This window comes from Pseudoalteromonas sp. c7(2019), from assembly GCF_011378625.1.
GTDB classification, from domain to species: Bacteria; Pseudomonadota; Gammaproteobacteria; order Enterobacterales; family Alteromonadaceae; genus Pseudoalteromonas; species Pseudoalteromonas arctica.
In genome coordinates, this window is the sequence record NZ_WTKS01000007.1 from 186,682 (window position 1) to 211,202 (window position 24,521).

Here is a 24,521-nt window from a genome sequence, read left to right on the forward strand (position 1 = left end):
TATTAATTAAGCCTAATTGGCCAGCCAGCCAAGGTAAGATCTTGCTCGCTATTGGCTGTTATATCTCGCCCTTCGAGCACTATGGTGCCATCAGCAAATACTTCTATCGTCCCTTTAGCGGTTTGGAGGCTAATACTTTGCTGAGCTTCAATAACAATATGGCCTTGGCTATTTTTAATGAGTGCAGCGGGCGCTTGATCTTCATTTGCAAGTAGCCCTGTTACTATAAAGCCTTGTGCAGTGTGGGTAAGTAGTACTGTGTCGCCCACTTGGCATGGTGTTATATGCGCCGCTTGTGCTACAACACTCTGTTCGTCGTTATTTACTGTAACACCTTTAACTCGGCCAAATTCATCGACTTTACTTACAGGTGCAAGTTGCTGATCGTGATTAAATATACTTTTAACTTTAGCGTTCATTAAATTACTCCTTTAACTTAGTTATTACTAATTGCACTGCCTTTAATTGCTATATTAGTGGCACTTAACGTTATATTAGTGGCGTCAATTGTAAGGTTACCCGCAGCATCAATTTCTATACTTGCGCCACCTTGACTTAACTGAATTGACCCCTGTCCATTTGCTTTTATAGTAATATTTTTACCACTGTTTAATTCTAAATCACCTTGAGGTGCTTGTAGCTCAAGGTTGCCATCAACCGAGTAAACGCTAATATCTTGTCGTGCTTGCATTTTAAGCTCATCAGTTGCTGTGAGCTCTAAGTTACCGTCAGTCGCTTGCATACGACTATTTGAGGCTGAGTTTAGAGTTAAATCCGCAGCCGAGGTAACTGTAATATCGCCCTCGCGGGTTTGAATTTGCAGATTGTTTTCTACTCGGGTTGTAAAATTATTAGCGACTGTAAAATTTGCGTCGTTCTCGGCAACAAACTGTAGGTTTTCTTTCGCTGAAATTTTAACATCACCATCAACAGACTTTAACATTGCCTGGTGCGCACCATTTGTTGCATCGAGTATTAATTGGTTTTTATTGTTTTTATTGGCAAGGCTTATCTTCTCTTCGCCTTTTTTGTCATCCATTACAAAGCTGTGCCCAGCTTTAGTTACTAATTTGTTTTCAGTTGGGTTTTCGCTTGTAACAGGATTTGGTGCATTTTCATTATAAAGCGCGCCTAAAATTATAGGCCTATCTAAATCACCATTTTCACCACAAACGAGCACTTCTGTACCTTGAGTTAGTGGAAAATGCATACCGTGCCCGCTGCCACCGTAAGGTTGCATTAAACGTGTAGGACGGCTTTCTTGGCCTTCTCCATCTTGATTAAACGGTAGTTTTACTACGTAGTTACCTTTGTCATCAATTTCTTGCTCAATTAATGCATTAAACGTTGCAAACACACGTCTCGCTGGGCGTAATGGAGCTTTATAAGGCTGGTTAACACTAATTAAATAAGCTTGGTTTTTATACGTTAAGCCCTTTACATTAGAGCCGTATTCAACCGAAGCACTTTGGCTACCTTTGTGCTCTACACGCGTCACTAAATACTGACCATCATGCTCTGGGTGGTCATAAATATTTAAACGCATACCAGGGCGAAGCGCCCTGCAGTCTGTGTCTATTATTATTTGCTCACGTTGGCAATCAAACGCTTGCTGTCTGATAGTTGCTAAGTCTTGCCCTTCGTTTGATTGCCCGTAATTATCACCGTAATGACTATCTTCACCAAAACCAATAACTGACGCACTGTTATTTTTTGAAACTTGCAAATTACCCGGAGCTTGGTAGTTGTAATCATCTAAGTGTGTACTTTGCGGAAATAATTGGGCCTGCCTGCTTATAGCAAAAATTGACTCACTCGTTCTTACTTGCCCAGATGGCGGTACATAGCTTAGGTTTATTTCATCAAACTCTTGCGCTATACCATTAGAATCATTGCAAATATACAATGTACATTCACCACTAGTTTGCTCTACAAAGCTGTACACAAAACCGTGCTTACGCATTAAGCGTGTTACAAATTCGTAATCAGTTTCGTTGTATTGCACGGTCATATCGAGCATGGTTGAGCTTGCTTGTACATTTAACTTTTGCGCAGGGAAACCTGCTTTTTCAAACACACTCGAAATAATTTTACCTGCATCCATAGCAGTAAATACACGGTTAGAATGCTGATGCTTAAGTAATGTTAAATGAGAACTCATGATCAAAGTATAGTGATACCCCTGATGACTCTGACCATGCGCTATAAAACCACTAATTAACCCTGAAATAGTACGATCTAACATTGACCACACTAGTGATAACGAAACATCTTTGCCTATTAGCATTTCAGATGTTAAATGTTCAGGGCTCAATACTTGGATTTTAAATTCATAGTCTTCACATAAACGATCGTCCCTAGACTCAAAGTCAGTTACATAGACCATCCCGTCAGGCATGCCCTGTATAGCAACACTAAAGTGACTCTTATTGGCCTTGAGCTCGTTAAATATGTCCATGAATCCCATTTTTACATCCTTTTATTTAAGCGTTATCTGCAAATGTCGCCGTAATTTCGTCTTGTTCGTCAACGGCCAGCGTTAAAATATCAGGCATGTCTTCTTCTGCCATAAACTCTAAAATTGATTTAGCGATACCAGGAAGTATTTGCTGCTCTATAACCGCGTTCACCATACGTGCACCACTATCTGAAAGCGTACATTGAGTAGTCAGTTTTTCTAAAACACTAGCATCTACTCGTAGCTGCATTTTGTGGTTTTCGTGCAAACGTGTGGCAATGGCTTCAAGTTTCAAGCTGACGATAGACTGTAGAGCTTCAGAATCAAGCGCTAAGTAAGGTATAACTTGCATACGGGCAAGTAAAGCAGGCGCAAAAAAAGCAAGTAACTGCGGCTTAATTAAATCAGTAAGTGCACCGATTGATGGTACTTTCCAAGGCGTTCCGTCTTCATTAATAGGTGCTTGCGTTGGATTTAGCGCTTCGTTAATAGCTGCTTCTTGATCGCTTTGCTGTACCTGTTCTTCCTCGTCATCTTGAGGACTTAGGTCTATAACTGTAGGCGGTGTACATGCATCGATTAACTCTGCCGATCCTAAATTAGATGTCATGATAATTACAGTATTTTTAAAGTCTATTTCACGTCCTTCACCGTCACGCATGGTGCCGCGCTCAAACACTTGGTAAAACATGTTCATTACATCTTTGTGCGCTTTTTCAACTTCATCAAGTAAAATTACTGAATATGGACGCTGTCTTACCGCTTCGGTTAACACACCACCTTCACCATAGCCAACGTACCCTGGTGGTGAACCTTTAAGTTGCGATACGGTGTGCGACTCTTGATATTCGCTCATGTTAATTGTAGTTAAGAACTTATCGCCACCAAATAACTGTTTTGCTAAACAACGCGCCGTTTCTGTTTTACCCACGCCCGATGGACCAGCTAGTAAAAATACGCCTAGCGGGCCTTCATCGTTGCTTACGCCGGCTTTACTCACTCTTAGTGTTTGCGCTATTTTAGCGAGTCCAGCCTGCTGCCCTATAACTTCTTGGCTAATTGTGGTTTCAAGATTAATTAAATTACTAATCTGATCTTTTACCATGGCCCCTACAGGCACACCGGTCCACTGTGAAATAATTTGCGCAACAGCATCGGCGTCTACTTCACTAAATAAGCCGTTGTCTTGTGTATTTTGCTCTTTTAGTGATTGGCGAAGTGTCAGCAATGATTCGCTATCAAGCTCTTGATCAGTTGCCTGCTTTATCTCGTTAATTTGACTCAAAGTCGAAATTTGAGATTCACGCGAGTGAGTAAGTTGTGCCAATTTATTTTGTGCAATAACCAGCTCTTCAACTAAATGGGTAAGCTTATCTTTATCAACAACTAAACCTTGCCCTAGCTCTACATTGAGACTATTGATTCTGGTTTCTAAGTAATTAATGTGCTCACGCTCAGACTCAATGGCAGCGGGGTCTGTAGCAAACGACATACGTACTCTTGCCGCTGCGGTGTCTAATACATCAATAGCTTTGTCTGGTAATTGGCGGCCTGTTATATAGCGCGACGATAAAACGACAGCAGCTTCTATAGCGTCATCCGTAATTTGAATATTATGATGCTCTTGATATTTATCTTTTAAGCCTGCAAGCATTAATTGAGCCGCTTGCTCTGTTGGCTCATCCACTTTAATAAGCTGAAAACGGCGCTCTAGAGCGGCATCACGTTCAAAATACTTTTTATACTCGCTCCATGTTGTTGCCGCAACGGTTCTTAATTCTCCGCGTGCTAATGCTGGCTTTAATAAATTTGCCGCATCACTCATGCCCGCATCGCCACCGGCACCAATTAAAGTGTGCGCTTCATCGATAAACATAATTATTGGCGTTGTTGAATTTTTAACTTCATCTATTACTGTTTTTAAGCGGCGCTCAAACTCACCTTTAACGCCGGCACCTGCTTGCAATAACCCCATATCAAGCACCAATAAGCGTACGCCTTGCAGGTCACTTGGTACTTGGCCATCAATTATACGCTGGGCAAAACCTTCAACGACTGCTGTTTTACCTACACCTGGGTCACCCACTAAAATAGGGTTATTTTTTCTTCGACGGCATAGCACATCGACCATCATACGAATTTCGTCATTACGACCGAGAACCGGGTCAATTTTACCCTGTTTTGCTTTTTCAGTTAAATCTTCACAGTACTCATCAAGCGCAGCTGTACCGTGCGATGAATCTGTTTGATTTGCAGACTTTGATTTAGCTACTGGGTTTAAACGCTCTGAAGATTGCTGACAAATTTTATCTAAATTTTCAGCTAAAAAGCGTGAATCTATTTTATCCAGTAAAGCAGGTAGTTGAAGTACAGGGCTGTAAGGTAATAACTCTGTTAATGAATCAATAAGCGCAGCACCTGTTATAAAATCACTTTTATGCTGAACATTAGCACTTAACCATGCACGCTCTAGCCATTCGTATAAACGACGAGAAAATGTAGGCTTACTTTGATTACCGGCAGGCTGTCTATTTAAAAAGTCTAATAGCTCATGCCATACTTTGTCTTGATTAATATTAAAGAAATGAAAAATGTGCTCAAGGTCACCATTACTTCCTTCTTCCATTAACTTAATAAGTAAATGCTCAGGAAGCACTTCAAAATGACTACGACTACTCGCAAATCCAGCTGCTGATTCAAGTGCTGTTGCGGTGTGGCCATTTAATTTATCTATGAGTTGTTTTATGCCTTTAGCATCCATTTTTTTATCCTTAATTCCTTAGTGTTTATACTGTTGATGGCTGTAGCTATGTGTTGTTGTATTTGCAGCTGCGGCCCCTAAATATGAATTATGTCCAAGTACTAGCGGTTGCTGACCTAAAGCTTGTTCGGCAACAGCCTCATTAGCTACTTTTATTTGGCAAACCCACTCTACATTACTTGGTAAATGCGCAGTCAGAAGTGCAGCCATTTTTATACCTTCTTCGCTTCTTGGCGTTAAACTCATGGCTGTATCACTATTAACTGGACCTATATCTATTGTTAAAATACTTCCGCTAACTAATACCTTCGTTCCAAGTACTGCAGAGCTGCCTAAAACCATTTGGTTTTCTTCGCCGATTGAACTTGGTGTATCTATTTTTTGCCAATTTGCTCGTGTGTCGTCAACTTTTAGCGTGTCTATATTTAAACTATGTTTAAGAAGCTGCGCTAAGCCAGCAGCGCTAGTTTGCTTTAAACTTGCAATACCACACTGAATTTTTTGATCAGTTTTTCCCAGTAAAATAGATTCAACTAACCCATCAAATTGGCTCGCGCCTCTGCCTGCTATATTAATTTGCGACTTTTTCCAGGCCTGAAAAAGTTGGCAATAAAGTACATGATTAAATATATCTAAAAACTGACGAACGCGGTCACCGCTTTGCTCATCACTTGCTGCTTGCTCTAATACATAGTGTGGCATGGGTGCATCCACACCATACAAACCTAAAAAAGAGGTCGATAAGCTTAATCTTCCTCTGCCATCATTCTCTAATACACATTCGCGTACATCAGTAGCCGGAAAACCAAGCTCTTTAAAAGGTTTAAAAACAACTCTGTTACTAATCCCTTGCTCTAGCTCTTGAGGTGCGGCCCAATGTTTTTCTATTAAGCTCATCGCTTTAAATAAGTTAAACCGCCAAGGCTGCTCAATAAGTAGTTCTATTGGCGCGGGTAACTTAGACCAAACTGGGTGCGCATGATTTTTATCAGCGTAACTCATAGCTGATAACTCTTACCCGGTTCAATATCCCAACTCCACGATTTATAACTAGGAATTGCATTAACACGCGTTTGTACGCTTTCATTTATAGGGGCATACATTAAAAAGAATTCATGTAATACATTACAAAAATGATATAAATCAGCATCACCAACAAATTTACTTTCATCAATATCAATAAGTACATCAACACCTTTGATAAATATTCCGCGTTTAATTTGGCTGATCGGCGTTGCTGTTATTTTTAAAATGCTTTCAATTCGTAATCGATTCTCAGCTTTATTAGACCAATCAAATAACACTAGTAATCTTTTTAGTTCTGTAACTTGCGTAATTTGTGAAAACTTTACATTTAATAAGCTAATAAGCTGCCAGTGTTTTGGCTGACTTGGACATGCTAAATAATTAGTTGGCCGTATAACATTTTTAACCTCAACGATGCTCGGCATGTCTTTTCCGCCTTCGTTCAAGTCTCCCTCTTGCAAAAGCTGACGAGGCCAACCGGCATTAAAAGAGGTTAAATCAACTGATAGAGTTTCTTTTTCATCTTCTAAATTAAAAGGAAGCTGTAAATAATGAGTCGGGGCTGCTGCACCTACGTCTTTTGTGAGCACAGTAAATAGCTTTTTTTCGTCTTCAAATACGCTTTGATAACGAGGAGTGTAATCATACGATTGCCCGGTTATAGAGTTTCGACCTGCAACTGCATCTACCGTATAACTAAAAACGTGGTCAAAACGTGCCTGATCTGCACTTATCATATAATCAGTTCTGTTTGGCTCTATTTTAATTGGCTCTGCAGCTTGGCTAAATAAATTAACTGCTGGCACGCAATTGATTAAAATGTTCTCTTTACTTAACTGATGACCCGGCGGTAATTTATTATCACCCCTAAATACGATTTCAAAACGGTCAATATGTTCAGGAAACTCTTCGTCTTTTAAACCATCAAATGTTAAAAAATAAAACCTATCTTTTGCATTAAAATAATCAAGTAATAGTGCATATCCAGGATGGCTTTTAGCTGCACTAGGGAGTAAAGCGCCATCTATATCTAAATAAGTAGCGCTGCAACCTTTTGCTTTTAACTTTTTGTTGAACTCAAAATGGTTAGCACCAAAATCAAGTTCTGCTTGTTTATTAGGTGTTTTTAATAATTGAAATAAAGCACTGCATAATGGTGTATCGCCACGTAAATAAAAGTTTAGTTTAGATAAATCAAAATTACTGCGTTCACCTTGGCATACAAACTTAAGCCCTATTCGTAGCTCTGCACCTAAGTGCGACTCTTGATATCGAACATGCTCAACATCTAATGGGACAACGTCTAAACCGTGAGTTGTGCTAAAAATTATTTTTTTATTATCGGCCTTTGCTTTAGGCGGATTAAGCTGTAAACCTTTTGAAATGGAATGTGTTTTTTGCATAGCCAATTTAGGCTTAAATTGCACCACAGTACTAGAAGGATAATAACTTAGGAGTATTGGACACAGTTGACGCAGCACTTGCTCTGAAACTTCAGGTACTGACTCATCTAAACGCTTTTGAGTATGGGCAGTTAAATACGCTACGCCTTCTAATAAGCGCTCAATATGAGGGTCTCTATCTTTTAATGCATCAATGTTAAGCATTCCTGCATGCTCAGGATAAAACTGAGCAAACTGCTTACCAGCTTGGGTTAACAAGCGCATTTGTGCATCAAAATATTGCTGCATTCATCAATCCTTTAAATAACATTAGTTAGTGTTTTTTGCATGTTGTATAACGTCTGCTTTACCGCCAGATTCAAAACGGGTATTTAACTTGATACTTTGCCCGCTCGTTAAAAAAGCTTGAATATCTAGCCTTATTACACAATTATCTTCTTTAATTTCAACAGGTGTTACATTTGCATATCGTACGCGTGGTTCGTACTTTTCTATCAATTTTTTAACCTCAAACGCTAACGTGTGTTGTGAGTATGGTAACCCCTCGTAAATATCTTCTACATCGGGCAAACCATAGTCAGACAAGTGCTTCAGCACTCCTCTTCTTGCATTTAAAAGCTCATTTAAATGCTTGCACACACTGACTTGCTCATCAGTTTGAAAACCATGATGACCATTGCGTGTAACTGGTTGAGTTAAAAAATCGAATAACGCCATATTTAGATCTCAATAAAAGGATATGCTTGCGCATATCCTTCAAAATTACTGACTAATTAACGACCTTCAGTCCAAGAGTCAGAGAACTCGATGTTGCCATCTAAGTAAGTCCAAGTAATGCGTTTGTAACGTAGACAAACTGTTTCAAGGTGCGGGTAACGCTCCTTGTCTAAGTCTTTAACGTTATGCATTGTTGGTGAGATCGAAGTGATCTTTACATCTTCCAACTTGTGGCAGAAATATTCACGCTCAGTCCCTGTGTCATCAATACGGTACCATTTAAGCTCTAATTGCTTAAGTGTTTGACCGTTTGAACACGCTTTGTACAAGTACGGCGTAGCCGCATCAACAGCTTTTGTAATTACAAAAGGTTCATGCTTACGAGTACCTGTAAGTTCACCTGTATCGTTATCCGTAGGAATACGAAGTTCATGATCAAAGTGTAGGATCTCAATTGAACCTTCACGCTCTGCAACAGTTACAGAACCTTTGATGTCATTACCTTGGTCATCCTTTAACCACATGTACGCTGGAATTGCCATTTCATTATTCTCCTTTTAGAATGAAGTGTTTCCTGTTAGTTGGCATTGGCATAAACAGTAATATTTATGCCCCCCAAAAAGCCCTCTGCTTCATGCCACTGGGGAATATGTCCCAAGTTGGATGCAACCAACTTGGGGCAATTTTTTAGACTATAAGTCTTAATCCTTTATGTACACCTGCCAACTACTCACCAAATTGACGCATTTGATAGTACTTAAATCCGTTTCATTGGCGGCGTAGCAGTTCATTTTTCGCCAGGCATTTGCCCTACTAGCGCTAAACGAACATCAATCCCTTCAACTTGGAAATGAGGAACAATGTACGTACTTACTCTGTAGTAACCAGGGTTACCTGGAATTTCTGCTACAGTCACTTTTGCATCTTTTAGTGGATGCGTAGCAATAAGAGATTCATCAGGGTTGTTCATTTTAGTTACTAATGCGCCAAGCCAATCATTAAGCTGCTGCTCTAATTCATGGCGAGGTTTACTTGAACCAATATTTTCACGCTGTAAAACTTTTAAGTAATGCGCAATACGCGATACTAAGAAAATATATGGTAAGCGTGAGTTAATTCTTGCATTAGCTGTTGCTTCATTTGTTTCTAATACCTGTGGCTTCTGCGCACTATTAGCAGAGAAGAAACATGCAAAATCTGAATTTTTATAGTAACTAAGTGGAATAAACCCTTGGTTAGCAAACTCAAGTTCTTTAGTTTCAGAAATAAGTACTTCAGTTGGAATTTTAGTTTCTGATCCTTTACCAGCTTCAAATGAATGCAGCGGAAGATTTTCAACTTTACCACCTGATTGCGGCCCACGAATATTTACTGCCCAACCATTATCATGGAAACTACGGATGATATTTGCAGCAAATGCAAATGTTGCATTACCCCACAAATAACGTTCATGATGCTGCGCACTTACATCTTCTTGGTAATTAAAGTTACGAAGAGGATTTGTCTCACCATAAGGCAGACGTAGTAAAAAGCGCGGGAATGCTAAACCAATGTAGCGAGAGTCTTCTGATTCACGGAAATTTTTCCAACGAAGAAACTCAGCGCGCTCCATGTAAGAGCCCAAATCTTGGATTTTAGATACTTCTTCCAATGAATCTTTAAGAAAAAACTTAGGACCAACACTGCCCATAAACGGACAATGCGCAGCCGCAGATACACGTGATATCTCTTGCAGTAACGATACATCGGGTGCAGAACAATCAAATTCAAAGTTCGAAACCATTGTTGATACTGGCTCACCACCTGGCGTATCGTAATCAGAGGTATATACATGTTTGTATAATGCAGATTGAGTTGTATCTGGCGCCTCTTCAAAATCGTCTCTTAGAGTTTCTTTATCTACATCAAGCATTTCAATTTTAATATTAGCGTTGTTAGGCGTACGGTTAATTAGGTAACGTAACGAGCGCCATGCTGATTCCATTTTTTGGAAATTTGGGTGATGTAAAATTTGGTCTAACTGCTGAGAAATAATAATGTCTACTTTTGCGATGTAATCATCTAAAAGTAATTTATCAATTCGCGTTACTTCTTGGCCACTACTGCTAGCCATATCTAAAAATACATTTATAGCTGCTGTTAAGCGCTCATTTGCACGAGTTTCAGCTAGGTTGCTTGCATCTCTAAATGAATCAAGTTTGATTTCATCTGCAACTGGAGAAATATCAACCATTCCACATATATTTTCATAAGTGGATAAAGGAGCTTGCTCCGTGGTATGCGCGGCAACATTTAATTGTTCTTGCATTGACATGGTAATCTCCTTATTCAGTTATTGGTTGTTTTTCATCTTCAGACGCTAGCGGCGCAATTTCATCCAGTTTAGCTTTTAACTCATCTAGCTCTGGCTGATTTTGTAAAACACGCTCTAATTCTTTACGAAGTGATGAGTTATCTAATAAATTAGATTTAAGGTCGCGAAGTAAATTACGCATAGCCATCATTTTATTAAGCTCTGGCACTTGAGAAGCAACTGATTCTGGGTCAAACGATTTAAAAGAATCAAACTCAAGGTTTACGTTAATTTCGCCGTCACCTTTAATTTTGTTCGCTACCTGAAAGTTCGCTTTAGGCGCCATATCTTTAAGCACTTGCTCAATATTATTTTTATTAATTGTTACGCGCTCACGCTCAGATAGTTCTTGGCTATTTTGACCATTTGAGTAGTCACCAATTACTAGCATCTTTAATGGCAATTCACTTTTTTGTGAAGCGCCATCTGTATCAAGCTCTAACGAAATATTGATCCGAGCTCTGGGGATCTCTTTTTGAAATGTATCACTCATGTTTTTTCCTTTGCAGTTTGGTTATCTACCGACTCAATTCCAATTAAACCTCGACATATTAGTCAAGCCCTTGTAACTAAACCCACGCTAATGCTTGTGCAGGGTTAGTTACCATCATTTGCTGACTAATATGTTTAGCAGCTAAACTCATTTCATCTTCTGGCGTTTGTGACAAACTTGCATAACACTGCTTGGAAAATCGCCATACTTCCATGCAAAAACATTGTTGCCATTGCGCTAAGTCATGCGCTTTTATTTGTTTTAGTAACACGTTTAATAATGCTAAAGCATGTTCGTAATGCTCAGCTTTTATTAATAATTTTGCCTTTAATAATTGCGCTTGAGCTTTATCAAAATCGTTTAAAATATTTATTTGATCGACTTTAATTAATGCCGTCGATAACTGCCCTTTTTCGACGTCTTGTATTAACTCGCTATACTGCTCATCAAACGCACTACTTTGAGAGCTAACAGATTCTGTTTTTGCAGAATGTGATAACTCTTTTAAAAACTCTTTATTTACAGATGAACACAACGGACTTCCATCGTCATACTGTAGGGAAACTAAAGCAGGAAACTGCTCATTTAAATTAACTAATTGTTGCTCAAGCCAATGAACAAGCGGCAATTTATTTAATTTTTTTAATGCATTTAAACTAAGCACTTGGAGATTTAAATTAAATTGCATAGCCCCTTCCATAAACAACCCTTCGGCTAAATTTAAAGCTTGTTCAGGTTGCTCACTTGCCAATGCATTTTCAATTGGAGCAAATGCTGCAGCTCTAGGAGCGGGTAAACGCGTTTTTCCATTTTCGTTAGCCGGTAATGCCAATCTTGTCCAACGTGCAGCTCGCGATAACTTTATTACTCGTTCAATGTTATTTTGTTCTTTATCAAAGTTAAGTAGCTGCCTAACCGCACTTAAATACGCTGTATCTGAGGCAATATCAGCATTACCAATACTAACCTGGCTAGCAACTGCGGCTGGTGCCGAATTATTAGTTTCTGATTTTGGAGCCGTCACAGCTGAATTCTCAGCTAATTTTTGCTCTGTGCTAATCGCTTTTTCTTCTTGCTCTGGTTCAGCTACAGGCACTGGGTTTCGTTTTTCTTGTTCTTTAGCCCACTCATTCAAAGTCGATAGAGGGCCAGATTCGTTGTCTAATAACGCAACACACTGCTCGTTGTATTGAGTCAAGGCAGCTATAAGTTCAGGCCATTGTTCAGCGTTTGTATTATGCCCTTGGGCTACACCCTTTAAACGTTCTTGCTGTTGTAAAAACCATGTATTAACTGCAGCGCGCATTCTGGCTTTTAGTGGGTGTACCTTATCCGTATAAGTAGTCAACAAACGATTAAATAACAATAATGTATGCGTTAAACCTGTAACCCCAAACTCACTTGTTGCAGCTAGTGCTAAATAACTTACTATGCGTAAATCTTTACTTTGAGTGTTGAGTAAATCTGATGCTTGTATAAACATCACTTTAAAGTCAACTTCCCCCACTCCTGATGAAGATGCTTTTAATGCTTTAAATGTTTCTTCATATTTTAAATCTTCTCCACACTTGTTCCCCGGCAAAGGAGCACTTAATGCTTCAAGCCATTCAATCCAGGTGGTATGTGTATGCGGCGCTTTATTACTCATGATTTACACCAACGACGAAGTGCATCGTAAACACTCACGTTATCCATATCAGCAAAATTAAGTGTTTGTGAAGACGGCTGTTTTTCTACTTTTAAATTACATAGATCAACAATATCGTTTGTTTTTTTATCGTATTCCCACACACTATTAAAGTATGACGCTGGAATAGGCCTACAAAAAATAGTTAAACTAGGCGCTTGATTCTCATCACCTAACTGATAAAAAAACCAAGGCTGCCAATTATGATCTGCCACCATAGATGCAACTAAGTGCAACCAAAACCCGGCAACTAAGGCACTTTCATGACTAAAACTAGGCATTGGTAGGCGAATACCAAACTGACTTCTTAAACACCCTCTATTAGCGATAGATTTAAGCACAGCCGATAGCTCTTCAATTAAAATTGCTCTTTTAGCAATATCGTTCAAGCCTAAATGCTGCCAAAAAACGCTCATCGGAATAGTTCTAAGTTTATCAAGCTCTAGAGTTAAATTTGGTTGCTGTTTAAGTGCATCAGCTACACGGTTATAATCTTGTGCTTTTTGCTCCATTTCATTAATACTGGCAGCTTGTTTAATATTTTCATTTACACCTAAAAGGTGCTCTATTACTTGGCTTGCAAATAAAAATAGAAAAGCAGGATGTCGCTTATATGTATCAAGCCCACTATGTACAAAAGAGCTAAATGGGTAAAAACGACCACTGCTATCTTTACTTGGCTGCAAAACGCCAAGTAAACCACCATCATCCGCATTGCCAGATATAAAGAACAACGACTTAGTTCCATTCAGGTGGCTTGTATCCGTTGTTTTTCTACCACGGTTTAAATGTGCAAAGCCCTCTTGCAACCAATGATCAAATCCAACCGATTCTCTAGATGAAATATTAAGCTTTACAAAGTCTGGTCTTATCGGTGTTTTACCCATAAAACCAAAGCTGTGTTGCTTAACCAGTGTCGGTGTTTTCTTTTTAGTAAATAAATTAAACATTGCTAGCGGCCTATTGCATTGTTCGCGACTGCGATTGAGCCAAGCTAGGGCTTTGTGAAAACAAAGAACTTGGCAATGCAAACGATGTAAGCATGTATTTTGAAAATATACCGCTGTTGCGTCCTGATTTAAGAGAAAACTGGACTGTTAACACCTCATCAGATTTATCTTTTAATTCCCATGTTGCTAAAAATTCTGTGCCTTTAATCCACTTAACACTGGCTGAGTTAAGCACTTTTAGTAGTGCCCAAGGTCCGTCTTGCTCGATAGAAATACGACGCCCTTTATTATCTAAACCATACAGAACCGCTTTCTCTGCAGCCCCTCGACCAGGCCACGAAAAATTACGCCATTCTTCAGGCTCATTGCGATAGCGATAACCTTGCTCACTAAAGCCTAAGTATGTTTCACGAATACCTCGGTGTGGAACAGGCATCATCTGAAAAGTAAAACCAGCACTGTCGGCACCACTAGAAAACAACGAACGAGTTACTTTATTTGCTTTAGTTAAACCATCAAGTAATTGCGCGCTAAAACCAATACCTACACCATTCCATTGTTTTTCTTCCCACACACCGCGGCGTACTTTCATAAATGGTTTGAGCTGGGTGTTAATAAAGCTCCATAAAATTCCTGATTCAGAATTTAAAAATTCAGAAACATCAGCTATCGCAGCATCAGGGCCAGTTAAGTTAAATGGATATTTACCAGCTAAACTGCTGTTATACATAGTATAAACCTGGTTTTCCCATTCTTGGTTAAGCTGAGTACGTGCTTTTGCCATGATAGTCGCTATACCACCATGAAGCGGGGCCTTAAATAGCTTATCTAGCGTTTCTTTGGTTTGAGGGTCTAGTGCTCGAGTTTGGCTCTCAATAATAATCCACGAAGACTGTAATGCATTACTTTGGCTATTACCTGAAAGTAAGTCCTGCGCAAATATCATTGCTTGAGCATCATCTTCATTACTCGCTGCCATTGCTTTAATGTCTGAATGGATGCTACTTAATGAACTGATGTATTGTCTTAAGTAATCAGAAGAATTCTTATCTTCATTAGGCTGTGCAAAGCGTCTTAAATCAGCAAACCGACTTTCAAGCTCTGGCGCTCTAACCGTACTCATTTGAGTAATTGTTGGCGTGTTTAAAGCTAATTTATTTGCAACATCAGCAGCGGTCTTACCTATTGAAGCTTGGCTTTTCAAAGGCGCGTCAGCGAGCGTAATATTGTCGTTAATTAGTTTCATTAAATCGTTAAAGGGGCCATCCATCGATGAAAGGCGTGCAAAATCAATACTTGCATCGTTTAGATCTCTAAATGCAGGCACTTTTATGCTATCTATAAAAGCAAACCAAGTATTGCCGTAGTCTTTAAAGTAATATGCTCGCATAGCCTTTGCCAAAGTTTCAGCTTGTGCTTCGTCAACAACATTTTGACCATTTTCATCACTAGAACCCATAACCCAGTCACCTGAGAACACCAAACGTGAAATACGTTTAATCTCTGGGAATACATATTCCTGCCAACCTAAGTTTGTATAAACATACGGGATTTTATACTTACTTTTAAATACATCACGATTTTTAGAAATCATAAAATCGTTTAATAACAATGGCTTTTTACGTTCAGCAAAGCTTGTAATTACTTGTTGATATAACGGGAAAGCCTCTGGCTGGGTATTTAAATTGTCTCTCGCTAGCGCTATCGATGTTTCGTTAGCCTGCCAAAATGCAATTTTACCTGGCTGCTCTATATCGTTACCCATATTTTGTAGGTACATATTAACTAAGCTACTTAGTTGTGTATAAATGGGTGCTTGCTCTTGTGCATTTATGTCTATATGAAAATGCTCAGCTATAAAATTAAGTAATTGCTCTTTAGCAAACTCCGTTGAAATATGCTCAGGGTTCGTACTCATCATTAAATGCATTTTTAGTGCATCGTAATACTGCTGACGAATCGTTGCTTTCGCTTCACCTTCATTGTCAAACCATTGTGTTTCGTACTGTTTTATTTGCGCAAGTAAATGCTCTTCACCTGGGTAAGTAATAAGCTGATTCATCTGATTAAATAGCACATTTGCAACACTACTTAAGGTTTCATCACCTTCATAAATACCAAATATAAAGTACCACGGTAATGAATCTTCGTAAGTTTTAAGCTGACCATAGTGCTCAAACAGCGCTAGCGTAGCAGCAAGCTTCTGCTCATCTTTTGCCTTACTTACGTTAGCTTCAACAACTGCTTTTACACGTGACTCACCTTGATTAAGTAATAATTGATTACTTGTGTACGACGTAATAAGGAGTGCTGTGATTGCTGCAATAGATGCCAAACCTGAAGTGACTGTTAAACCTTTTAACCAGCGTCCTACTAACCGTTTTTTTCTATTTCCTCGCGTTAAATCCTGTAGTTTAAAAATAACATCATTAAATACGCGGTTGATAAAATAACTTTGAGTAATGCTTTCTTGTTTTTGGTCAACAACAACCGCACCAAATTGATCTCGTACACCATTAGTAATACGCTCAATAGGCGTGCCTTCTTGCGTGCCCGATGTAAAATAAACACCAGCAAACCAAGGAACTTCTTGATATGGATTAGACTTAAACAGTAAGTTAACAAACTCAGTTAACTTAGTTGAAGCTGATTGAAATTGATTAGGAAAATCAAGTATTAGCTGTTTACGATGCTCGTTGCGCTCTCGTGCAACTTTGCTCAAACGTTGCTCGCATAGTCGCTCATATAGCTCCTGCATACGAACTTCAAACATTTCTGCAGGATCATTTTTTTGATCTTCACTAATATCGAGTAAGTACGCACCAAATACTTGCTCACGCTCTTTTTCAGATAAGTCACTAAAAAAAGGTTCAAAACCACTGATTAAGTCAGTTTTGGTAAAAGTGATATATACAGGAAAAATAACGCCAAGCTGGGTAATTAGCTCTTCTATACGCTCACGCACTAATTTTACATGTTGTCGAATTTCTTCACTGTCGGAAGTTAAAACATCTGCAACACTAATGGCCACCATTACGCCATTTATAGGCAGTTTTGGTCTATATTTTTTAAGGAGCGCTAAAAATGACAACCACTCTTTATTTTCTGACTGCTCAGTTGTGTAACGCCCAGCGGTGTCAATTAAAATAGCTTGATCTGAGAACCACCAGTCACAATTGCGCGTTCCACCAAAACCTTGGATATGCAATTCACTCGAATTAGAGTAAGGAAAATGTAAGCCCGAATTTGCAAATAAAGTACTTTTCCCTGTAGCCGAAGGGCCAATAATCATATACCAAGGCAAAGCGTATAAAGCGGTATTACCACGATAACCCGCACCTAAATGAGATGCTTTTAAAGATCCCAATGCTTCTTGCATCTTTTCTTTAATTTCGCTTAATTCAGCACTCGAACCGGCATTATGACTTGCTAATTCAGAAGCTAACTTATCGCCTGAGCGCTTAGTCCATAACCAACGAATAAAAATAAATAAAACAAAAACAGCGGTTACAGCACCCATCGCAATTAATTTTTTATCGGTAGTATCTAAACCCACCATGCGACCGGCAAACCACACAATACTCAAAACGGCTATAAAGCCAATAAGTTGACCCGTTGCACGCGATGATACCAAGCCCAATAAAAAATGAACTAAACCGCTTTTATTAACTCTTCCCTGCATTGTGTTACCTATCGTGTTTCGTTGGTTTTATTGAGCTGAGTCAGCACTTCAATTTGGTTGTCTATTACCTGAGTACTCTGCGTTGCTTGCTTATTAATTACATAATGAAATCCAGCAAATAATGAGGCAATAGAACCCAAGCAAATAGCCAAAATCACCCAGTAAGGAATATTACGCCCCACCTTCATCGCAAACCCTTCTGCAGGTATACCGTTATCAGATAATTGAGAACTCGGTGTTCCTTTTATATCTTCAATTTGAGCTCTAACATCAACAATTAACGCTTTTAATTGCTCAATGCCTTTAACTTTGTAAATGCCTTCAAAGCCAAGCTGCAGACAAATATAATAAACCTCTAATGCAGCTAGCTTTTGCTCTCCGCCGGTACGCAACTTACCTAAACGTTCAAAAAATTCTTCACCAGCTCGGTTGTTACCAAAAAATTCAAGCTGTAGCGGTCGAGACATCCAATCCATTCTAAAATGAGCACCTGAACTCATAACAAATTCATCACACATAGCCGTAAGAGCAAACTTAACTTCTTGCATTAAACTTGTTGTTACCTGTTGCGAGTAACAATTACGCTCATAGTCATCAAAACTAGTAAGTAAATTTTCTCTAAACTCTTCAAGCTCTAAGTTAGTAGATTGCTTTAGTTTTAATGGTGTTAGCGCATTAATTACAGGCGAAATACACGCGACTAAATCTTGTTCTTTTTGTGCTTCTTGCATAATTTCAACTCAACGTTAATTACGTGCTACGGTAACAATTTCAATTTGTGCACTTTGCAATCCAAATGGTACAAATAGGCTTAATGATTGCTCTTCAATAATTTGCTGCCAAATGAAACCATGCGACTCAAGCCTGAAGTATTCATAACCACTTTTTATGGCCAGCTTATTTGGAGGTCGCTGACAATGTGTTAGTTGCACACCCGCTAAAGCAGATGAAATCATGATATCGAGCTTTTCGCTTGCTCCAACTTTTACTTGATCACTAAATGTTTCAATCCATTTGGTGTCTTCAGATTCAAAATACACAGCTAAATAAAAGTCGTTGTTAGTAAACGTTGCAGAATCAATAGTGGCAACTTGATAAATAGCGTTAGAGGTTTTTTCAAGTTTTAAGCCCACCATTTTCTTAGGTACAACCCCTTCAAGTAAACGAGTTAATAGGCCATCAAGCTGACCAAATACATTGCTTAAATTTTTATGCTGGTATGGTGGTACTTGGTTAACTAAGTCACTGTGCTCAAACATTGAAACTGAACTAATTAAATCAACAAGCTCACAATACAAACGTTCAGGATGGACCAATGACAAGTTTTTAAGATGATCTAAACGCTTGGCGGATGGAGCCATTGCATTAAGTAACAAAAATGTATTCATTTCATTCGGCCCAAAGTCAGTAACTGAGCCATAATTTTTACGTCTGCTAAGCAGCACATTAACTTTTGCATTAACTAAATTAGCCGTTCTATTTAACAGCTCAGTTAAATAAGCAGATGCACTTATATTTAATAAAGGAGGCACAAACTGTTTATTTAAAACAAATGATCCATCTTCCGAGCGACTTATTTTTAAACATGCAATGGTGTCAAAATAAGTTTTTACATCTGAGTCAGACAGTAATATAAATTTAGGCTTTGCAACTAATACCTCACGACTACGCGACGCATCATGATTATCTTCTAAATCAATATAATCCGCTTCATATGCACTTAATTGCCCGCTGGCCGCATAACCTTCAATATTGCTAACTGTTTTATTAGCAGCAATAGCAATATAAATAACACTCTCTTGATGGTTAGTATCGAGCTCAAGCTTTAAATCATCTTGATGCTGTCGATCAAAATCAAGCAAGCGACCATTTTCTAAAAGTAATTTAAAACTGGTCACTTTTAATATACCGCGAGCAAGTGCTGATTCATCAATAGCAAAATGCTGTAAACCGAACGCCAATGGCGATATTAGCGCTTGACGTACAATCTGATTTTGATCGTGATAATCGTCAAATAGTTGAAAGTGTTGCTGGGCAAGCAAAACACCTTCAGCCCAAACGGGCTTTGCGGGAGCTTTTAAATTCATTACTCAGCCTTATCCACGCCAGGTAATTGAACTTCATTATTGGTAACCAAAACATCTAATGATGTAGACAACTTAACAGGGCCATCTGCAAGCGGATAATACGCTTTCCAGTTATCGCCACTGCGATCTCTAAATAAAGCAACAATAGCTACAAACTTTGCATTTTCAGCTTGTTCAAACTTAATTTTAGATTGTTCAGAAGGGTGAATTGTTCGCTCTTCTAATGTAATTAAACTATTAGCTAAAACTGACTTATCTGACTTCCATAACTCTTCAAATGTGGCTGTTTTAAATGTTTGTATATCAGACAGTTGATATACCTTTAAAACCACTGGTAACGCTTCATCAAATTGGTTTAAATTTAAATTATCTGTTGCCTTAACATCTAAACTTACGTTAGTACTCATACAACCAGTTAATATTATAGAAAGTGATAAACCTATAATTGCATTTAAAATAAAGCGCATTTTTTACCTCAATAAATATTTTTATTTAAAATTAAAATTAGTTTTGCAAAGAGTAGCTTCATAAACTGGGCAAATAACTTTATTGAATCTTACATTCGCACAATCAGACCATTTATTAGTTTTAAAAAAGCCTAAAAGAGTCTTAGTCCTGCTTTTCTCTTGAGAATCAACTAACAAAGACTGCGTAACAACATCATCTATAGACGTAATTAACTTAGTATTTATTAATGAAAGCTCTTTTATATAAACAGATACATCACCGTTAATTAAAGTAACTTTTCCATTGCTTTTAGGGGGATTATTTAAAAAAAAGAAAAAGTGTTCTATAGAATTTTCAGAAAAAACGCGATGGGCAGGAATACCTACCTGGTCTAGTAGCGAAGAAACGCTGGCAGTAAGTGACCAAGCTAAGGAGTACAAGCTATTTATTTGATTTATAAACTCTTTTTTATTCACAACATGCTCCTTGTCATCAGTTAAACTAAAAAACTCTTAGTCTAAGGCTAGTAATAAATCCATTTATTTGGCGCATAATACAAACACCTAACCTCTATTGTCAACCTATATAAGGTTTAAAATATTAGAATATTAATGCGATTTACGAATTAGAATAAACACTCTAAAAAACAGTTATAAATGAATAATACGCAATAAAACAAAACAATCCCTATTTATGAAACAATCAAAAAGATAATTCAATTTATTTTTAGAGTTACAATTATCCAGTTGATCATTAACACACAAAAAGGTATGTTTACGCCACTAATTTTACCGAGCAGGGATTGCAACGTTTTGACTAAATCTAATTTTTTTTTGAAGGTTAATGACAAAGACTTTAATGTTACTTACCTACATGGCTACGAAAAAATTAATAAAGGCTTTAGTTATTCACTCACCGTTGAATCTTCAGTAAAAATTAATACAGATATACTACTTGCTAATGCCAGTGTGATTTTTGTTAATAAAAATAAAAGATATAGAGAACAATGCGGCCTGATTACATCTGTAACCAATATGGGTGTATTCAACAATCTACATCGCTTTAAAATAAACATTCAAGATCGATTATCCACCTTAAAAGACACCTCAAACAGTAAAGTCTTTATTACCGTAAACGTACAAGATGTATTAAATTACTTAGCACAAAAAGCAGGTTATTCATCAGGACAAATCGTTTTTAGGACAAGCTCCGCCTTACCGCATTTAAAGCAATGTGTGCAAGCAATGGAAAGTGACTGGGCCTTTTTTAATCGCTTGATGTCTCAGCATGGTCTTTTTTACTGGATTGAAAGTGAATCAAACACCGAAACACTTGTTATAAGTGACAGCAACCTCAACAGCCCCTATTTAAGTACGGGTGTATTAGAAGTTAAAGCAAACGCGGGGATGAACGCCCAGTACTGGGGTAACTTTGTCGGCTTTATGCACAGTGAAGTAACACAAACCTTATATAATAATGCAGCGCAAAGTAATGCCCATGGACAATTCCAAAAAGTAGCCAGTAACAGTCAATCTTTTTTCGAGCCTGCTGCAAACTCAGACGCCGAAGCATCAGCACAAACACAAAGCTTTAGTAATGCATTAGCCACACACAATAAACTGGTTACGCTTACGGGTAATGTATCTGATGTATTTGCAGGCTGCTCAATTTCGCTTGACGATAATATGGGGTTTGCCAGTGGTGATTTGCTATGCATTGCAATAGAGCACACCCTTAATCAAGCAAATGACGAAAGCAGCCATGAAGGTGAAACGCACTATCACTGCGTAGCGCAATTTATAGAGCGCGGTACACCTTACAAAGCAATGCCTGAGCCCCACACGCCTAAGCCCATGGTATTCCCCGCAACCGTAGAATCTCTCACAAGTAATGCATTTGTAGATGAACATGGCCAATACCGTATTCGTACCGAGTTTGATAAAACAGCTCGCCCAGTAATTCAATCAAGCCCTGCACTAAAAAAACTAGCGCTATATGCTTGTGAAAATCAACCTCAAGCCACTGGCTGGCACTTCCCACTCGTTGGTGGCTCTGAGGTACTTATTGGGTGTATTAATAACGACCCAAATAATACATTTATAATGGGTTTTGCACTAAACGCCGACCAGCCAAGCGTAGTTACAGCCGCTAACCCAACACATAATCGCTTATTAAGCGCAGCGCAAAATGAACTCATGTTCGATGACGATAAAGATGTACCCAAAGTCATCTTACAAACACTCGCCAGTGAGCACTATATTGAATTAAATGCTATAAAATCAGGCCGCCAATTTATTCAATGGATAAGCCAACTCGGTACTATAAATTTACACGCAGGGCGCGACCTATGCCTTGAAACCGAACAAAACAATGTTCAGTTTGTTATTAAAAACAATCAATTTATCGATGTTAAAAATACCGTGTCGCAAACCACAAATAACAACCATGTAAATTATCAAAGTGGTGGCAGCCAAGCCTTCAGTGGTAAAAATGCGGCCCTTACGAGCGAGAATGAAATATCACTCCTCACCGGACGTGCAGTAAAAGTGCACGCACAAAGCGACATACTCCTTAAAACTAATAACAGCGACTTAAAGCTTAATGTGCCTAATGGCTCTACGTTTTTACAAACAAACAATAATATAAGCATTACGGGCTCAGGTAATGGCGATTTAATTATTCACAACGCAGGCGGCGAGATAAAACTCGACAGCCAAGGTAATGTTGATATTACCGCCACTAACGTACTCACACTCGATGGCACATTTATAACCTTTGATGGCCCGGTTGATTACGACATAACTAGCCCACAAACAGCGCTGGCACCAAGCAATGCAAGCCCTGCCAATATTAGCCGCATTAGTGATATAACCATTAATGACTCCGGTATTGCTGCAACAACGTCAAGCGTAGTGGATTTGCTTTATGTTTATCAAGATGGCAGCCCTGTAAAAAACGCACCTTATACAATTAAATTTGATGATGGAACACAAAGCACAGGCCAGCTAGATGAAGACGGTATAGCGCAATTAACCGATGTACCAAATGGTCAGTTTACTATTCAGTATGGGGAAGATACGCGCGAATATGAGCCTCAAGATAACGCAACGCCAAACCCACTTTATAAAAGAATAACCCCCGCCTCTGCCATACAAATGAGCAGAGCTGGGCAAGCAGCAACACTTGATGAAGCAAGCAACATAGCCAGCCAAGCAGGTGATTGGTTATGGGGGGCACTGCAAGGCGACTTTAATAAAGACCCCACCACTGCACAGATTGTAGTGGGCAGTATTATTTCAATGATACCGGTTATTGACCAAGTCATGGACGTGCGGGATATTTTAGCCAATGTAATGCTGCTGACTGATGACGATAAAGCCAACGACAGTGATGGCTGGATAGCCTTTACGCTCACCGCGATAGGTTTAGTGCCTGTGCTCGGCTCCGCGGTAAAAGGCGTCGGTAAAGTGGTGATTAAAAACAGCGGCGACACAATAGAAGCCGCAATTGCAGTGTTACGCAAGTTGGGCAAAGGCGACCCCGTTCAGTATTTACGTAAAATAAACTGGCAAGACCTAGGCAAACAAGCAGCCAGCGAAGTAAAAGCCTTTATAAAAGGCCTGCGCGATACACTTCACGAAATATCAACAAGTTGGCAATACGACCTACTGCTGCCACAACTAGCCATAGACGGCATGCAAGCCACGATTAAACAGCTTGATGAAATAGCGCCCAAAATAGACCAAGGCGTTAAAGGCGCAGCCAGTGAGATTGGCAATCGCGTAAACAAAGCCCTCGATGAATTCGAGCCGCCGAAAAGCACCGGTATTGTGGGCAAACCTAAAAAGACCGTTGCGAATGAATTAGATGCGCCGAAAGGAAATGATTTAAAAGGGGCTGCAGCACTTAAGCTGGTAAGAAACCCAGCTCTTGATGCTCACTACAAAAACCTAGCGGACTATGAAGCGGCATATAAGAAAAAACTAGCCAAAGCAATAGAAAATGGCGACTCTAACCGCCGCATCGGAGCCTTTAAAGCTAAGCTCACTGAAGTTAAAGGTGAGCGGGCAGCTAGTACCTATATGGCAAAACACTTCTCTAAGCCACCACCACCTGCGAAAATGGAGCTTGGTTTTGGACCAGGCCCTGGTGTTGATCAAATATGGGCAAAGCGTGATAAAGACGACAATGTACTCGAATATTTTATTGTTGAAGCTAAGGGGCCTGGGGCTAAGCTTGGCAAAACAAGTAAGGGGTTCACGCAAATGGATGATGACTGGATTAAAATGAACCTTAATCGCATGAAAAAATCAAAGGATTATGACAAAAGCCAACTTGGGCAAGATTTATTGGATGCTATTGAAGATCAAGAACCTGGTATTAAAAAATTGGTGCTTGAAGCTGTTGAAGAAAGTGGCACTGTAGTTGGCGCAATATTACAACCTTTACCTTAGAGA

Annotated in this window: 17 protein-coding genes; 1 reads left to right on the forward strand and 16 read right to left on the reverse strand. The window is 39.0% G+C overall.

All coding sequences use genetic code 11. From position 1 onward, the window contains the following. Positions 1–2: 2 nt before the first annotated feature. The 16 genes from GQR38_RS10110 to GQR38_RS10185 all read right to left on the reverse strand — a co-directional run bounded on the left by GQR38_RS10110 (position 3) and on the right by GQR38_RS10185 (position 20,540). A complete protein-coding gene (locus GQR38_RS10110) occupies positions 3–419 on the reverse strand; it encodes a hypothetical protein (protein ID WP_165721756.1) in 417 nt (138 codons plus the stop codon). 17 nt (positions 420–436) lie between these two features. Further along, positions 437–2,458 (reverse strand): type VI secretion system tip protein TssI/VgrG, encoded by a 2,022-nt coding sequence (gene tssI, locus GQR38_RS10115; RefSeq protein WP_165721766.1) that lies wholly within the window; start codon positions 2,456–2,458, stop codon positions 437–439. Between the two features lie 25 nt (positions 2,459–2,483). Next, entirely contained in the window at positions 2,484–5,219 is a 2,736-nt protein-coding gene (gene tssH / locus GQR38_RS10120) for a type VI secretion system ATPase TssH (protein WP_165721757.1), read from the reverse strand. Positions 5,220–5,237: 18 nt separating this feature from the next. Next, entirely contained in the window at positions 5,238–6,221 is a 984-nt protein-coding gene (gene tssG, locus GQR38_RS10125; protein ID WP_007584475.1) for a type VI secretion system baseplate subunit TssG, read from the reverse strand. Beyond that, positions 6,218–7,936 carry a type VI secretion system baseplate subunit TssF gene (gene tssF, locus GQR38_RS10130; protein ID WP_165721758.1) on the reverse strand — a complete coding sequence of 573 codons (1,719 nt, stop codon included), beginning with the start codon at positions 7,934–7,936 and terminating at the stop codon, positions 6,218–6,220. Before tssF ends, tssG begins: the two co-directional genes overlap by 4 nt. A gap of 21 nt (positions 7,937–7,957) precedes the next feature. Further along, positions 7,958–8,365, reverse strand: a complete 408-nt coding sequence (gene tssE / locus GQR38_RS10135; protein WP_007584478.1) for a type VI secretion system baseplate subunit TssE — start codon at positions 8,363–8,365, stop codon at positions 7,958–7,960. Positions 8,366–8,421: 56 nt separating this feature from the next. After that, complete coding sequence (locus tag GQR38_RS10140) at positions 8,422–8,907, reverse strand: Hcp family type VI secretion system effector (RefSeq protein ID WP_007584479.1); 486 nt, start codon at positions 8,905–8,907, stop codon at positions 8,422–8,424. A gap of 245 nt (positions 8,908–9,152) precedes the next feature. After that, positions 9,153–10,679, reverse strand: coding sequence for a type VI secretion system contractile sheath large subunit (tssC, locus tag GQR38_RS10145; protein WP_007584480.1), 1,527 nt, complete (start codon positions 10,677–10,679; stop codon positions 9,153–9,155). 10 nt (positions 10,680–10,689) lie between these two features. Then, positions 10,690–11,211: a type VI secretion system contractile sheath small subunit gene (gene tssB, locus GQR38_RS10150; RefSeq protein ID WP_007584482.1), complete on the reverse strand. Its 522-nt coding sequence runs from the start codon at positions 11,209–11,211 to the stop codon at positions 10,690–10,692. Between the two features lie 76 nt (positions 11,212–11,287). Then, complete coding sequence (locus tag GQR38_RS10155) at positions 11,288–12,859, reverse strand: TssA family type VI secretion system protein (RefSeq protein ID WP_165721759.1); 1,572 nt, start codon at positions 12,857–12,859, stop codon at positions 11,288–11,290. Further along, positions 12,856–13,848 carry a type VI secretion system-associated protein TagF gene (gene tagF / locus GQR38_RS10160; protein WP_007584486.1) on the reverse strand — a complete coding sequence of 331 codons (993 nt, stop codon included), beginning with the start codon at positions 13,846–13,848 and terminating at the stop codon, positions 12,856–12,858. The genes GQR38_RS10155 and tagF overlap by 4 nt, the downstream gene beginning before the upstream one ends. A gap of 10 nt (positions 13,849–13,858) precedes the next feature. After that, complete coding sequence (tssM, locus tag GQR38_RS10165; protein ID WP_165721760.1) at positions 13,859–17,530, reverse strand: type VI secretion system membrane subunit TssM; 3,672 nt, start codon at positions 17,528–17,530, stop codon at positions 13,859–13,861. A gap of 8 nt (positions 17,531–17,538) precedes the next feature. After that, positions 17,539–18,261, reverse strand: a complete 723-nt coding sequence (gene icmH / locus GQR38_RS10170; protein ID WP_007584493.1) for a type IVB secretion system protein IcmH/DotU — start codon at positions 18,259–18,261, stop codon at positions 17,539–17,541. 15 nt (positions 18,262–18,276) lie between these two features. Beyond that, positions 18,277–19,617: a type VI secretion system baseplate subunit TssK gene (gene tssK / locus GQR38_RS10175; protein ID WP_165721761.1), complete on the reverse strand. Its 1,341-nt coding sequence runs from the start codon at positions 19,615–19,617 to the stop codon at positions 18,277–18,279. After that, positions 19,617–20,084, reverse strand: coding sequence for a type VI secretion system lipoprotein TssJ (gene tssJ / locus GQR38_RS10180; RefSeq protein WP_007584502.1), 468 nt, complete (start codon positions 20,082–20,084; stop codon positions 19,617–19,619). Before tssJ ends, tssK begins: the two co-directional genes overlap by 1 nt. Positions 20,085–20,105: 21 nt before the next feature. After that, positions 20,106–20,540, reverse strand: coding sequence for a hypothetical protein (locus tag GQR38_RS10185; protein WP_007584504.1), 435 nt, complete (start codon positions 20,538–20,540; stop codon positions 20,106–20,108). 336 nt (positions 20,541–20,876) lie between these two features. Here GQR38_RS10185 and GQR38_RS10190 point away from each other — a divergent pair, with 336 nt between their 5' ends. After that, positions 20,877–24,518 carry a contractile injection system protein, VgrG/Pvc8 family gene (locus GQR38_RS10190; RefSeq protein ID WP_165737978.1) on the forward strand — a complete coding sequence of 1,214 codons (3,642 nt, stop codon included), beginning with the start codon at positions 20,877–20,879 and terminating at the stop codon, positions 24,516–24,518. Positions 24,519–24,521: the final 3 nt, after the last annotated feature.